This window comes from Asaia bogorensis (assembly GCF_900465345.1).
Taxonomy (GTDB): Bacteria; Pseudomonadota; Alphaproteobacteria; order Acetobacterales; family Acetobacteraceae; genus Asaia; species Asaia bogorensis_A.
In genome coordinates, this window is record NZ_UEGO01000016.1 from 31,069 (window position 1) to 46,204 (window position 15,136).

At 59.2% G+C, this 15,136-nt stretch carries 10 protein-coding genes; 8 read left to right on the forward strand and 2 right to left on the reverse strand.

Annotated elements, in window-relative coordinates:
- Nucleotides 1-72 precede the first annotated feature (72 nt).
- From glgB to ED655_RS08340, 7 genes are all read left to right on the forward strand, one after another.
- Nucleotides 73-2,304 (forward strand): 1,4-alpha-glucan branching protein GlgB, encoded by a 2,232-nt coding sequence (gene glgB / locus ED655_RS08310; RefSeq protein WP_122049773.1) that lies wholly within the window; start codon nt 73-75, stop codon nt 2,302-2,304.
- 23 nt (nt 2,305-2,327) lie between these two features.
- Nucleotides 2,328-4,082, forward strand: a complete 1,755-nt coding sequence (gene treZ / locus ED655_RS08315) for a malto-oligosyltrehalose trehalohydrolase (RefSeq protein ID WP_122049774.1) — start codon at nt 2,328-2,330, stop codon at nt 4,080-4,082.
- 5 nt (nt 4,083-4,087) lie between these two features.
- Nucleotides 4,088-6,697 carry a malto-oligosyltrehalose synthase gene (gene treY / locus ED655_RS08320; RefSeq protein WP_122049775.1) on the forward strand — a complete coding sequence of 870 codons (2,610 nt, stop codon included), beginning with the start codon at nt 4,088-4,090 and terminating at the stop codon, nt 6,695-6,697.
- Between the two features lie 258 nt (nt 6,698-6,955).
- Nucleotides 6,956-8,389, forward strand: a complete 1,434-nt coding sequence (locus ED655_RS08325) for a glycosyltransferase (RefSeq protein WP_122049776.1) — start codon at nt 6,956-6,958, stop codon at nt 8,387-8,389.
- Nucleotides 8,386-9,534, forward strand: a complete 1,149-nt coding sequence (locus ED655_RS08330) for a hypothetical protein (protein WP_122049777.1) — start codon at nt 8,386-8,388, stop codon at nt 9,532-9,534. The genes ED655_RS08325 and ED655_RS08330 overlap by 4 nt, the downstream gene beginning before the upstream one ends.
- On the forward strand, nt 9,531-10,550 hold the full coding sequence (locus ED655_RS08335) for a glycosyltransferase family 2 protein (protein ID WP_122049778.1): 1,020 nt from the start codon (nt 9,531-9,533) through the stop codon (nt 10,548-10,550). The genes ED655_RS08330 and ED655_RS08335 overlap by 4 nt, the downstream gene beginning before the upstream one ends.
- A 12-nt stretch (nt 10,551-10,562) precedes the next feature.
- Nucleotides 10,563-11,681: a glycosyltransferase gene (locus tag ED655_RS08340; protein WP_122049779.1), complete on the forward strand. Its 1,119-nt coding sequence runs from the start codon at nt 10,563-10,565 to the stop codon at nt 11,679-11,681.
- Here ED655_RS08340 and ED655_RS08345 read toward each other — a convergent pair.
- A complete protein-coding gene (locus ED655_RS08345; RefSeq protein WP_122049780.1) occupies nt 11,660-11,896 on the reverse strand; it encodes a hypothetical protein in 237 nt (78 codons plus the stop codon). The genes ED655_RS08340 and ED655_RS08345 overlap by 22 nt on opposite strands.
- 348 nt (nt 11,897-12,244) lie before the next feature.
- Nucleotides 12,245-13,648, reverse strand: a complete 1,404-nt coding sequence (locus ED655_RS08350) for an aminotransferase-like domain-containing protein (RefSeq protein ID WP_122049781.1) — start codon at nt 13,646-13,648, stop codon at nt 12,245-12,247.
- A gap of 283 nt (nt 13,649-13,931) precedes the next feature.
- Between ED655_RS08350 and ED655_RS08355 the strand changes: the two genes are divergently transcribed.
- On the forward strand, nt 13,932-15,125 hold the full coding sequence (locus tag ED655_RS08355; protein ID WP_122049782.1) for an acyl-CoA dehydrogenase family protein: 1,194 nt from the start codon (nt 13,932-13,934) through the stop codon (nt 15,123-15,125).
- Nucleotides 15,126-15,136 lie beyond the last annotated feature (11 nt).

Consider the following 15,136-nt stretch of genomic DNA (forward strand, 5'->3'; position numbering starts at 1 on the left):
TTCCCTCTTCGGGCCATCCGGTCCGCAGAGCCTCAAATCCTTGCATATTGCCGAGGCGAGATCGTACTTTCCATGACTGAAACAGAAACGTCCAAGCCCGCGATCAACGCCAGCAAGCCTCAGGAGCAGCACCTGATCGACGAGATTGTGGAGGGGCGCGCCCGTGATCCGTTCTCGTACCTCGGGCGCCATCGCGAAGGGCGTAACGGGGTCGTACGCGTGTTCTATCCTGATGCCGTCGAGGTCAGGCTGCTGGCTGAACGCAAGAACAAGCCCCCGCTCGAAAAGAAGATGGACCGCATCGATGAGCGCGGCATCTACAAGGCGACCATAGCCGCGACCTCCACACGCTACAGCCTGCGCATTCTGTGGGCTGATGGCTGGCAGGAAACACACGATCCCTACAGCTTCGGCACGTTGATTGGCGATCTTGATCTCTACCTCTTTGCTGAGGGCAATCATCGCGATGTCGACCGGATTATGGGCGCCCATATCTGTGAGATCGACGGCGTATCGGGTGTGCGATTCAGCGTCTGGGCGCCCAATGCCCATCGCGTGTCGGTGATCGGTGATTTCAACATCTGGGATGGGCGTCGTCATGCCATGCGCCTGCGCCATAGCGCAGGGATATGGGAGCTGTTCGTTCCGGGCATCGGGTCTGGCGAGCGCTACAAATTCGAGATCATGGCACAAGGGGGTGTTATTCTGCCCGCCAAAGCGGACCCCTATGCCCGTTATGCCGAGCTCCCCCCGGCCACAGCCTCCATCGTGGCCCCACCGCTCGAGCATGACTGGCAGGATCAGGACTGGATGGCGCAGCGCGCGGCACGGCAGTCGCTCGAGGCACCGATCTCGATTTATGAACTGCACGTGCCTTCATGGCAGCGCCTGAACAGCCCGACCGGCTATGTGAGCTGGAATGATCTGGGTGACAAGCTCATTCCTTATGTCACCGAGCTCGGCTTCACCCATATCGAGCTGATGCCGATCACGGAATATCCCTTTTCGGGCTCGTGGGGTTACCAGCCTCTCAGCATGTATGCGCCAACCTCGCGCCATGGCACGCCCGCCGAATTCGCGCGCTTTGTGGACCGCTGCCATCAAGCGGGGCTCGGTGTCATCATGGACTGGGTACCGGCGCATTTTCCGGCAGATGCCCACGGGCTGGCCCTGTTCGATGGCACGCATCTTTACGAGCACTCTGACCCGATGGAGGGCTACCATCAGGACTGGCACACGCTCATCTACAATTTCGGGCGTACGGAAGTTCGCAATTTCCTGACCGGCAGTGCGCTCTACTGGTTGAGAAATTTTCACATCGACGGCCTGCGTGTCGATGCGGTGGCTTCCATGCTCTATCGCGATTACAGCCGCAAGGAAGGCGAGTGGCGTCCCAATGTCTATGGCGGCCGTGAAAATCTGGAGGCCGTGAATTTCATGCGCGAGCTCTCCGGAATCATACGCGATTACTGCCATGACGCTGCGTTGATTGCCGAGGAGTCGACGGCCTGGCCGGGTGTGACTGCGCCTCCTGAGGTCGGTGGGTTGGGCTTTCGCTTCAAATGGAATATGGGGTGGATGCACGACACGCTGCGCTACATGCAGCAGGATCCGCTATGGCGGCGCTATCATGGGTCAGACCTCACCTTTGGCATGGTCTATGCCTATACCGAGCATTTCATTTTGCCGCTGTCTCACGACGAGGTCGTGCACGGCAAAGGATCCCTCCTGTCGCGCATGCCGGGTGATGACTGGCGGCGACATGCCAATCTGCGCGCCTATTACGCCCTGATGTGGGCCTATCCGGGCAAGAAGCTGCTCTTCATGGGCGGTGAGCTCGCCCAGTGGGAAGAGTGGCATAATGACCGTGAACTCGCCTGGAACCGTCTGCACGATCATCTTGGCAAGGGTATGCACGATACGGTCGGCCTATTGAACGCGGTCTATCGCGAGGAACGCGCGCTCAGCGCTCATGATTACCACCATGACGGTTTCAGATGGATCATCGCAGACGATACCGAAAATACGGTTTTCGCCTGGTTGCGTCAGGCTCCGGGGGCTAACCCTGTTCTCGTCGTGTGCAACATGACGCCAGTGGTCCACCACGAGTATCGCATCGGCGTGCCATGTGGTGGGGCGTGGGTCGAACGCGTCAATACCGACCGCAGCGAGCTGGGTGGCTCTGGCGTATCTCATGACAATCCCGTCATGGCGCGGCAAGAATTTGCTCATGGCATGGAACATTCACTCGTCCTGACGCTTCCTCCTCTCGCCGTTCTGTATCTCGTCCCGAAACACGGCTGACCCTTCCCCGACCGGAGGCACCAATGCCAGAAGCGTATCTCTACCAGACCCGTTTTGGTGCCACCCCCCAGAGTGACGGAACAACACGTTTCGCGCTCTGGGCACCGTCATGCGAGGCCGTCAGCCTCGAACTGGAAAACCAGGCGCCCCTGCCCATGCAGGCCGAATCTGACGGTACGTTCACCCTGACAACGTCATGTCCGTCAGGTGCCCGCTATCGTTATCGCGTACGCGACGATCTTGCCGTTCCCGATCCGGCCAGTCGTAGCCAGCCGGATGGCGTGCATGGTCCGAGCGTGGTGACAGACCCGTCTTCCTATATCTGGAAAACACGGAACTGGGCTGGCCGCCCCTGGGTCGAAGCTGTCATTTACGAGCTCCATGCCGGCTTGCTCGGCGGTTTTGATGGCGTGCGCGATCGTCTGGACGAACTCAAGGCGCTGGGTATCACGGCCATCGAGATCATGCCCGTCAACAGCTTCGGCGGCACGCGCAACTGGGGGTATGATGGTGTCCTGCCCTACGCCCCGACGCAGGCCTATGGTGACCCTGATTCACTGAAGCGGCTCATCGACACGGCGCATGCCAAAGGTATGATGGTGCTGCTGGATGTGGTCTATAACCATTTCGGCCCGGACGGGAATTTCCTGCACGAATACGCCGAAGCGTTTTTCGATCACGACAACAATTCCACCTGGGGTACTGGCATTGCCTTTGCCAAGCCTGAAGTGGCCGATTTCTTCATTGACAATGTGCTCTACTGGCTGATGGAATTCCGGTTTGACGGTGTGCGCATTGATGCAGCCTCAGCCATTACCGATCATGCGTGGTTCGGCAAGCTGCGCAAGCGCGTCACTGGGGCAATCGAGCCCGGTCGCTACGTGCATCTCATTCTCGAAAACGAAAACAACGACGCAGGCCTTCTGCGTGATGGCTATACCGCTCAATGGAATGATGACGGCCATAACGTGCTGCATGTCATGCTCACGAGGGAGAAGGAGGGCTATTATGAGATGTTCGCCGATAACCCCACTCGCATACTTGCCCGCGTGCTGCATGAGGGATTTGCCTATCAGGGAGAGATGAACCCGTATTCGGGCAAGAAACGCGGCATGCCGAGCGGCGACCTGCCCGCAACCAAATTCATTCTCTTCCTGCAGAACCATGACCAGACCGGCAACCGTGCCATGGGCGAGCGTCTGATTTCACTCGCAGCGCCCGAAGCCCTTCATGCGGCCTATGCTCTTTTGCTGCTGAGCCCCATGGTCCCGATGCTGTTCATGGGGGAGGAATGGGGCTGCACCACACCCTTCCTTTTCTTCTGCGATTTTCATAATGAACTGGCAGACGCCGTGCGCGAGGGCCGACGCAAGGAATTTGCTAAATTCGCCTCGTTTCAGGATCCCGAAAAGCGCAAGACCATTCCTGACCCCAACGCGCTCTCGACCTTCGACCAATCGCGCCCGGATCGTGATGAGCGCGCCACGCTGGATGGGCGTATCTGGCTTGACCGCACCCATACTCTCCTCTCCCTGCGCAAGCGCTTTCTCGTGCCAAGGCTCTCGAATGTGCACAGCCTCGATGCCAGCGTGATCGGCGACAAATCGGTACTAGCGCGCTGGAAACTCGACGATGGATCAATCCTGTCGATCGCCATCAATCTTTCGGACCATGAAACCTGCAAGATTTCCGAACCTGCCACGCTCCTTTATAGCTCGGCAGCGCGACGCGCCGTAGAAGAACTGCCACCCGGCAGTCTAGTGGCCGGACTGGAGTGACGCGCATGACCTATCTGCCTCTGACAGCAACCCTGCGGCTGCAATTTCATCGTGAATTCACCCTGAATGACGCCATCCCGCTGGTTCCATATTTCAGAAAACTCGGGATCAGCCATGTCTATGCATCGCCGCTCCTGTCCTCCACCCCTGGCTCCATGCACGGCTATGACACGGTCGATTGCCACACGATCGACCGTGATCGTGGCGGTATTGAAGGGCTGAAGAATCTGGTTGCGGCGCTGCGTGACCAAGGCATGGGGCTTATTCTTGATATTGTCCCCAACCATATGGGGGTCGGCTGCGCCAACCACTGGTGGATGGATGTCCTGCGCCACGGGCGCGACAGCGCCTATGCCCAGCATTTCGACATCGACTGGTCACCAGCCAGCCCGATGCTGCACAGCAAGGTGCTGCTGCCTTTTCTCGGCGATCCCCTCGATGACACCATCAGGAGCGGTGATCTGAAGATCGCGCTTCACGAGGCGTCCAACCATCTCGCCATCCATTACGGCGATCAGTTCTATCCTTTATCCGCACAAAGCGAAGCCGCATTACTTGCCGAGGCCGGAAACGTCGGGACATCGGCCATGACCGATGAAACCCTTGCGAAACTCAATGAGCTAATCACCCCTGACAGCAAAAGCGGGCGGGAGAGACTGGAAGCCCTGCTTGAGGCGCAGCACTACCGTCTGGCCTGGTGGCGCGTTGCAGGCGATCTGGTCAACTGGCGCCGGTTTTTCGATGTTACCTCTCTGGTGGCCCTGCGTATGGACCGCAAGGACGTGTTTGATGACGCGCATAAGCTCGTCTTCGAGCTCTATCGTGAAGGCCTGATCGACGGCTTGCGCGTGGATCATGTTGATGGCCTCGCTCGCCCGGCGGAATACTGCACGAGGCTCCGCGCCCGTCTGGACACCCTGCGGCGGGAACGCCCGGAAGGTCTACGCGATCAGGCACCTTTCTTCATCGAGAAGATCCTCCAGAAGAACGAAATCCTGCCACTGGAATGGCCGGTTACGGGGACGACTGGCTACGATTTTCTCGAGCAGGTTGATCTCGCCCTTCATGACCCACGTGGCGAGGCACCATTGACCGAATTATGGTCCGCCTATGGACCAGCTGATTTCGAAACCGTCGAGCACGCGGCCCGGCATGAGAAACTCGACACCTCGTTTGTGGGTGATTTCGACGCACTGACGACACGGCTTGCGGGGCAGTTCCCTTCCGGCCGTGACCTTACTCCGCACGCCATCGGCGTTGCCCTGCGCGCCCTTCTGACCGTCTTTCCGGTCTATCGCAGCTATTTCGCCGATGGCGGTGATTCCGGTGCCGATTTCCGTGCCATCGACAGGGCACGTCTTGCAGCACAGCAGATTTTGCCCGTCTATCAGCACGAGATACTGGACCAGATTTGCCAGTACCTTGCCGATGCCCGGATCGACACGACGGAAAGGCAGGATATTCTCGAACGCTTCGAACATCTCACAGCGCCTCTCACGGCCAAGGCAGGTGAGGATACGGCGTTCTATCGCTATGCCCGCCTACTCTCGCGCAACGATGTCGGTTGCAGCCCCGATCGGTTCGCAGCCCCTGTGAAGAGCTTTCACAGCTTGAACATCGAGCGTCTGGCCAACCACCCCCAGGCACTTCTCACCACCGCAACGCATGACCACAAGCGCGGGGAGGATGGGCGGGCTCGGCTCATGGTTCTCAGCGAGCCCAAGGCCGACTGGCCTGAAACGGCGCGGCGCTGGCTGGACCAGAGCCAGGCTTTCCTTGAAAAGACTGCCCATGGTCCCTCACCCATACCAGCCGATGCCTATTTCATTTTTCAGACGCTGATTTCCTCCTGGCCCTTGAATGAGGCTGGTTTCAGCGATTACAACGAACGTATCGACGCCTATCTGACCAAGGCGCTGCGCGAAGGCGGCAGCCAGACCGGGTGGAGCAATCCTGACGAAGCCTATGAAAAAGCCTGCCTGGATTTCGCCCATCGCTGCATGACCGGGGACTTTGGCAAAGGCCTGTCATCCTATGTCGAGCGCATCAGCCCGGCCGCCACGCTCAACAGCCTGTCCCAGACCTTGCTGCGCATGGCCAGCCCCGGTGTTCCCGACCTTTATCAGGGTCGCGAAACCTGGGATTTCAGCCTAGTCGATCCGGATAACCGTCGCCCCGTCGATTATCCCGGCCACCAGTCAATGCTCGAGGAAGCCCTGCCCTTTTCCCAGAGCAGCGCCGGGTGGAGAAATGGGCGCATCAAGCAGGCATTGATCGAAACCGTTCTGTCTCTTCGCCTAAAGAACACGGATCTCTTTGCCTCCGGGCGTTATCTGCCACTCATGGCCACCGGCCCTCTGGCAGAGCATGTGATTGCCTTCCAGCGGCAAACGATGGAAGGCTCCTGCCTTATCATTGCGCCGCGGCTGACAATGGGGCTGGCTCTGGATGAAGGTCTGTGCGTCCACCATCGTGGCCTGAGCGAGACGATGCTACCTGTTCAGGGCACTTGGCGCAGCCTGCTGCATGACGGCATCGCACCCGAGGCCGGTGCTTTCTCACTGGGTTATCTCAATGGCCGCCCACCAATTGATATCCTGATCAACCGGGACTGATTTTCCGTGATGCGACAGGCTCGAACCATGACGCCTGTCGCCCACTCCTTTGGGCATAGACATCCCTATCCTCGCCGGACGCCCTGCAGCGTGGGACTGGTGTCAGCAACCATGCGTAGTCGGCTTTGCATGACCGCTCGTGATTCAACGAGAGTCTCTCAAGCGCCACACGCGGAAATGGGACGCGGAATGAGTCCCTAAGCGGCGCAACCCGTTCTCTCCCGAAAACGTTACACCGCCCCATGAGCGAGGTGACGCGTGCATATACTTCACATTGCGCTGGGTGGCTGTCTTCGCGCGCCCCCGGTTACCTACGGAATTACGCCTGATACGGGCGGTCATATCGCTTATGTGCTCGAGGCGGCCAATGCACAGGCTGCCCGTCCTGACGTTGATCACATCACGATCATTACGAGACGGTTTCGCAATGAAACGCTTGGTCTGATCCACGATCAGGAAATCGAATGTGTCTCGGACAAGATCACGATCCAGCGCATCGGTGCTCCTGCCTCGCCTTACCGCGAAAAAGATGCCGCTCTTGCGGACCTTCCTGACCTGACTGAAGCCCTGCTGCGCCATGCCAGCCGCCCGGACCAGCGTTACGACGCTATTCATGTGCATTTTGCCGATGCTGCCCAGCTTGGTCTCGCTCTTGCGCAAAAGCTGAATATTCCCGTCATCTACACACCCCATGCGCTAGGCATCGATAAATTGCAGGCGGGAGGGCGCAACTGCCCGGCTTTGCACGCACGTATCGCCATGGAGCGAAGCGCCATCGCTCAGGCCGATGGCATCATCGTTTCAACCCGCGATGAAGCGAGCCACCAGATCCCCCGCTACGGCGTCGCGCTCAACCGCTCACGTCTGCGCCAGATCACACCCGGCGTCCCCACGCTCGATCCCGCACCCGCGGCGCAAGGACGGACCTTTATCGCCCGCCATCTGGCCCATCCTGATCGCCCCGTCATTCTGGCAATCGCCCGCGCTGTCGAGAAGAAGAACCTTGTCCTCCTGGCTCAGGCCTATGCAAGTGTTCCCGGCCTGCGCGAGCGCGCCAATCTGGTCATTCTCGCGGGGCAACATGCCGGTGTGCAACCCGGCACGGAAGAAGCCGGTGTAATTGCACAACTGCATCATATCCGTCATGCAGCCGGGCTGGAGGCGCAGTTCGCTCTACCTGCCGCTCATGAGGCGCATGATGTTGCCAGCCTTTACCGGTTTGCGGCTCATACGAGAGGCGTTTTTGTCAATCCGGCGCGTCACGAACCCTTCGGTCTTACCCTGCTCGAAGCGGCCTCGGTCGCACTGCCCGTTCTTGCCACAAATCGCGGCGGTCCGGTCGATATCATCGCCAGACTGGGGCATGGCCTGCTCTTTTCACCTGATTCATCAGACAGCCTGACGGACAGGCTGAACCATCTGCTGTCGTCGCCCGAACTATGGGCACGGCTTTCAGGGTCAGCCACCAGACATCAGGCGCTCCTAGGCTGGGAAAACTACGCCGCAGACTCTGTCGCGTTCTACCGCAAGCTTGGACGCCAGCGTCAGCGTTTGGCACGCCCTGCCCCGCGCAGGCTTGCAACTACTGTCTTGCCGCCAGGCAGCATCGCGCCATCGGTTCTTCCCTTGCCTGCATTTTCCCAGCTGATTGACAGCGCAACCCAGCCGCAACTGTCAGGATGGTCCGCATGACACGCCCTATTGGTTATTTCGTGCATCATCAGGGTCGCGGTCATGCCGAGCGCTGCCTCGCGATCATCAACGCTCTGCCCGATACGCGTCCGGTACGCATTTTCTGTGCCCGCGCCGATCTGTTTCCTGACCTGCCCTCCCATGTCAGTCTGACCGTCATTCCGTCGCTTTTCGAAGCGACCGGGGCGGAAAACGCGGCGCTGGCAGATATGCCCACGCCCCGCACCCTGCATTGTGCGCCGCTTGGCTGGCCCGGCATACGGCAGGCTATGGGGCAGATTGTGGCGTGGTTTGTCGAGGCAGACCCGGCCCTGATGATTTGTGATGTGTCGGCCGAAATTGCCCAGCTTTGCCGCCTGTGCAGTGTGCCGCATATCAAGATTCTGCAACACGGCGACCGTGACGACGAGGGCCATCAGGCTGCCTATGATGGCGCGGTCGGTCTGCTGGCGCCGTTTTCGGCCCAGCTTGCACAACCTGAATGGACGACCTTACGGCTACAGCAGATTTTCTTTGCCGGTGGCCTCGGCAAGCCCGAGATCCTGCCAGAAAAGGAAGTGGCCCGACAGCGCATCGGCATCGCCCCCGACCGGGAGATGATTCTTGTCATGACGGGCGGCGGCGGATCGGGTTTCACTCTGGCCCCCATCACGGTCGGCGCACGCCACCGCCCCGATGCCCTGTGGGTCACAATCGGCGCACTGGAACGCGACTGGCACGCAACAGAACCTGGCAATATTCTTCATCGCGGGTGGGTATCGAACGCGATAGACTATATAGCCGCGGCCGATTGCATCATTGCGAGCACAGGCAATACGACCTGCCAGCAAATTCTCGCCGCCGGCAAGCCATGGCTTGCTATCCCGGAATGGCGCTATTTCGATGAACAGCGTCGCAAGGCCGAATGCCTCGAAGCCGCCCATATGGCCGTCATACGCCAGCACATGCCTGCCTCGGCGCTCGCCTGGGCAAAAGCGCTGGAAGAGACCTATGCGCACCATCGGCCCGGCATCCAGCGCAGCGCCATAGATGATCGTTCCGCCGAGGGCGTTGCGCACTGGCTTGAGAGCCTGATTGCCCGCCTCTGGAATGAGCCCCCTTCCACCATGACCGGCGCCACCGCGCATGAAAGCTTCCTGCCATGAACACGCTTTCGGTTCTGACTCTTGCCAAAGGGCGCGCCAGCCATCTGGCCAATATGATGATCGGTCTGTCGCGCCAGAGCGTCCAGCCTGACGAATTCATCGTTATCGTGATGCAGGATACGCCCTATGAAAACCTGCCAGAGGTGGATTTTCCCGTGCGTCAGATCCTTGCCCCTGCCGGGGTGATGAATCTGTCTGCCGCGCGTAATCTCGCGGCATCGGAAGCCATCGGTGAGGCTCTCGTATTTCTCGATATCGATTGTATCCCGGCACCGCATTGCCTGCGGGATTATCGCGATGCGCTGGAAACCTGCGACGGGCTGCTGATGGGTGAGGTCATGTACCTCCCCGCTGGGGCAAATGATGAGGGTTGGACCTACGCCGCTTTCGAAGCCGTCAGCGAGCGCCATTCCGACCGACGCGGGCCACCCGCTTATGGGGTGGAAGCCTGCCCGGATTATCGCTGCTTCTGGTCGCTCAATTTCGCCATTCGCGGGACACGCTTCGCGAGTTCAGGCGGGTTCGACGAAGGCTTTACCGGCTATGGCGGTGAGGACACGGATTTTGCCAAGGGTTTCACTCTCGCTGGCAATTCCCTGGCCTGGGTCAATGGCGCACGCGTCTATCATCAGCACCACACGCATCATATGCCGCCCGTTCACCATCTTGAGACGGTTGTTCGGAACGCCGAGATTTTCGAGAGCAAATGGGGCTACCGGACCATGGGCCACTGGCTTCACGCCTTCCGGCTCATGGGGCTGATCGATGACACGCCCGGACAGCCTATCCGTATTCTGCGTGCACCCAATGCAGACGATCTGGCCCTGACAGGACAGCAGGCTCATCAGCCCTATGCCAATACGGCCTCGGTCATCAGAATTCTTGAGCAGCGTCAGGCAACACGTGAGGCCGCTCTCGCTGCGCTGCGACCGACTGAAACTGCCCCGCCCCTGCCAGTACCTCCTGGCTCTTTACGCCCCGACGCAGTGAACCCTGTCGCCATCGCGGCTGAGTGACGGGTCGTCATCATGAACCGCCCGCTCCGCATTGCCCTGGTGGCGCATCCGCGCCACCCGATTGCCGAACCATTCAAGGGCGGCATGGAGGCGCATAGTTTTCATCTTGCGCGAGGCCTGATGGCGCGGGGACATGACGTCATGCTTTTCGCTGCGGGTGACAGCAATCCCGCCTTTACGATCGACCCCTTACTGCCTGTTCACTATGACCGCGACTACCCTTGGGAAAATACGAACCCCCATCCGGAGCTCTACACCGTTCTCGACAAGGCCTTTGGCGCGGCCCGCCACCGGATTTTTTCGGGACACTATGACATTGTTCATAACAACTCCCTCCATCGCTTCGTGATGCAGGAAGCAAAACGCACCGGCCTGCCTTGCGTGACGTCTCTGCATGTCCCGCCATTCGACGCCATACACGGCGTGGTGCGTGATACGCTGAGTGACACCCATCATGTCACAGTGACATCTGCCCGACAGAACATCTCATGGTGGGGGCAGGCCATTCCTCTGCAAAGCGTTGTCGTGCATAACGGCGTCGACTTGGCCTGCTGGCCCTTTGAGGCCTCTGGAGGCCCCCATGCAATATGGTGCGGGCGAATAACGCGCAACAAGGGGCCTCATTTCGCTATCGCCGCAGCAAAGCGTGCAGGGCTATCTCTCCGTCTGTTCGGTTATCTTGAAGACAGAGCCTATTTCGACCAGGAGATCTCGCCCGAACTCGACGAGCAGGTAACTTATGGAGGTATGCTGGAGGGCGCAGCACTTTCGCGCGAATTGCGAAACGCCGCGTTACTGCTCTTCACGCCGTGCTGGGATGAACCCTTTGGTTTGATTGCCGTAGAAGCCATGGCAAGCGGCCTGCCAGTCGCGTCGTTCGATCAAGGTGCGGCACGCGAAATCATCGGCGAGACAAGCGGACGATTTGCGCCACCCGGCGACATTGATGCACTAGCCAACGCCGCGAGAATGGCGCTCGCCATTCCCCGGATCCTGCCACGCGAGCAAGCAGAAACCTTGTTTTGCCGAGACAGGATGATAGATCGCTACCTCGCTGTATACGAGCGTGCCATGGCCGCCCGTAAAAACGGCCACGCAGTTCGATCTCCTCAGGAAACGCTCATATTGTAGACAGCATAGATCGCCCAAAATAGCGTCGCCCCCAAAGCCCAGTAATTCGTGTGGAAGTGGTCCTGCATATCGACCGACGTTCCTGCGATGGCCCATGCCAGGCAGACATGGAACATGAAAACGCCAACGACCATGGCGATCATGCGGTAACGCAGGCGACGCTGCGCCTTCTGTTCATTCACTTCCAGCGACATATTGGCGACTTCTGTTGTCATTCTCTCTCTCCTGACGGAGAAGCGTGGACGGTAGAACCTAGGATCTCCGGCGCCATTCCGTAACTGACTTCAACATAGCCTACCTTTCGCCGCTCTAAGTGCTGGAACCTTCGCGGTCAGGCAAGCCCTACAGAAACAATGGCGGAAACTGACCGGGAATGCAAAATATTGTATGGCCCATATATCGGGACAATAAAGACAATTTCTAATCCAGCGCCAAATATGGCCATATTGCACCATACAATGCAGCGCACCGTGCAGGACAAATTGCGCTGCTCAGCATAAGCATCTGACAAATATAGAACTTTTTCTCTCTTTTTCGTGATGTCCGGATGCTCCTGTTTCCCTTCAGACGATGTCCGAAAATCCTGCCGCAGGCCTGTAATCGAGCACGGACCGCAGGTTAATGAGAGAGTCTCTCAATCCGGACAGGTCAGGCGCGCTGCCAAGTGCAATTCGCACGGCCGGGGGAGAATGACCCGTAACAGCGAAGACCGAACTGGAAACCAGCGCGAGCCCCTGCCGCCGGGCAAAGGCGACAAAATCCGCATTGGTCCACCATTCGGGTAATGGCAGCCAGACATGCGGGCTGGGCGAACGGTCCTGAAGATGATGTCCCATGACCTGCCTGAGTACCTGATGCCGCTGAGTAAGCTCCTCCCGGATGTTACGCAGGCAGGTCATGGCGAGACCTGATTCGATCCAGCGCGACACAAGCGCGTCGAGTAAGCCGGCCTTGGCCTGACAGATCGCCCTCACACCGGAAGTGATGCGCCGCGTCATCTCGGCTCCTGGCAAGACGATATAAGCCGTGCGCAAACCGGGGCTGAGTACTTTGGACAAGGTGGCGACATAGATGACACGCGTCGGATCGAGCATCGCCAGCGTCGGTGGGGGCGCCTTGAGGAGGAGACTATAGGGATCGTCCTCGACAATCTGCACCTGATAACGTCTAGCGATGCCAAGTATGGCCTCACGCCGGGCGACTGACCATGTGGCAGTGGTCGGATTGTGCAGGGTCGGGGTGCAATAAAGAACCCGGGGCCTGTGCTGCGCGCAGAGTTCCTCCAGCGCCTCGGGGTTCATGCCCTCCTCATCATGATCGACCCCAAGCAGCACATAGCCAAACTGGGCGGCAATCGACCTCATGCCCGGATAGGTCAGATAATCCGTGACAATCGCCTCACCCGGCCTGACGAGGGAACTCATGATGGCCGACAGCGCAACCTGGGCGCCCGGCACAATCAGCAATTCACCTGCCCGCCTGCGCCCCAGAACAGGGGCCAGCCAGTTGATTCCAAGCTGGCGATCCTGCTGCGTTCCGCCAGTCACGCGGTACGACATCAGGGACTGCACATCCTGATGGCGAAATATGGAGGCGATTTCGCCCTGTATCATGGCCTGTAGTGACGGGTCGCGGGGAAGAGGCGGTGAGTTCATGGTGAGATCGATCACGCTGGCGCCGGTCTGACGCCACGAACCATCGCCTGCGTTGATCCTGACGAATGTACCGCGTCCGACCGTTGCATCGAGCAGGCCGCGCTTTTGCGCCTCACCAATGGCGCGGGTCACCGTGCTGAGATTGGTGCCAAGTCGGGCAGCCATCTCGCGCTGAGGGGGGAGTCTCTCACCCTCCTGCAAATCCCCCTTGCGGATCGCATGGGCAATACATTCGACCATGACGAGATAGAGCGCACCCGTCGCCCGGCTGAGCGCTGCTTTCCATTCATCGAGATAAGCTTCGCCTGCCATTTACCACCCCTGCCCCGCTATTCGCCATGCTGCATCAACTGGACCCGTTTCTACCCCTCACGCGACAGCGCAGGAAGAGCCGACAGGTGCATGGAACGGGTCAGCCAGACTCGGCAGGACGCCTGACCGTCGGCTGTGTATTATAACGATATATAATAGTGATTAACGCATTTAACGTGATTCACCGTTGACAAAAAATATCATTCCATTCTGTTATGTCGATATAACAACTATTTTCGGTTGTTGAATTCAAGAAATTCAGTCCTGACGTAGGGATTTTGTCATGATTTTCACAGAAGTTTTTCGCGTTATTGCTCGAGATGCTGCGCAGCACGACTGTGAAAGAGCCCCTGCGCACGACGCTGTTGCCACTCTGGCTCAGGCCGGATTTGGTCGGTTGCGTCTGGACAAGGCGGCAGGCGGGGCAGGTTTGAGCCTGTCTCAAAGCTTCAGGGTCCTGCGTGACCTCGCCAGCGCGGACTCCAATATTCCACAGATTTTCCGGGCGCATTTTGCCTTTGTTGAAACACTGCGCGCCGGATTGCCGGATGCCGAACGGTGGCGCGGCCTGATACGCGAAAACCGGGTTCTGGGCGCGGCCATGGCCGAGCGCAACAACGAGACGAGCGTCACCACCCAGGTTACCGAGGCCCATGAAGGACTGCGGCTGAACGGACGCAAATACTACTCGACCGGAACGCTCTATGCTGACTGGATTATTGTCTGGGCGGCTTTCGGTAACGACAGGGTGCGCGTGCTCGTGCCTGCAGACGCCCCCGGCGTTACCCGACTGGACGACTGGGACGGGTTTGGCCAACGCCTGACCGGCAGCGGCACCACGATTTTCGAGCAGGTTCCGCTGCAGCCCTGGCAGATTGTGGAACGCTCACCATCTGACGCCCCGCCGAGCCAGCCTTTCCTTGGGGCATATTACCAGCAATTCCACAACACGACCCTCGCAGGCATCGCCCAGGCCGTGCTGCGCGATGCGCTGGATTTTGTCCGCCCGCGCGAGAGGGTATTCGGCGTACCGGGTAAGGTGATCCAGAGAAACGATCCAATCGTGCAGAGCGTCGTGGGGCGTCTGTCTTCTCTTGCCTTCTCGACTGCTGTGCTTGCCGATCGCGGGGCACAGGCGCTTGAGGAGATCGAGCCGCTCTTCCTTGCGGGCCAGCATGACGACGATGCCATCGAAAAGGCCCAGGAGGAAATCTTCAAGGCGCAGCAGATCATCGCGCAGCAGACGCTGGAAGCTGCCACGACCCTGTTCGAGGTTGGCGGTGCTTCGGCCACTTCCGAAACACGGCGTCTCGATCGGCATTGGCGCAATGCCCGCACGCTGGCCTCGCATAATCCCGCCGCACAGCGTCAGCGCGAACTGGGCGATGTGGCGCTCAACGGCACCAGATTATGGACGCCCTATCGCGACGGGCTGCGCCGCCTTGCAGCAGACAAAAACCGGGAGAACGCAGCATGAGCCCTGCACCT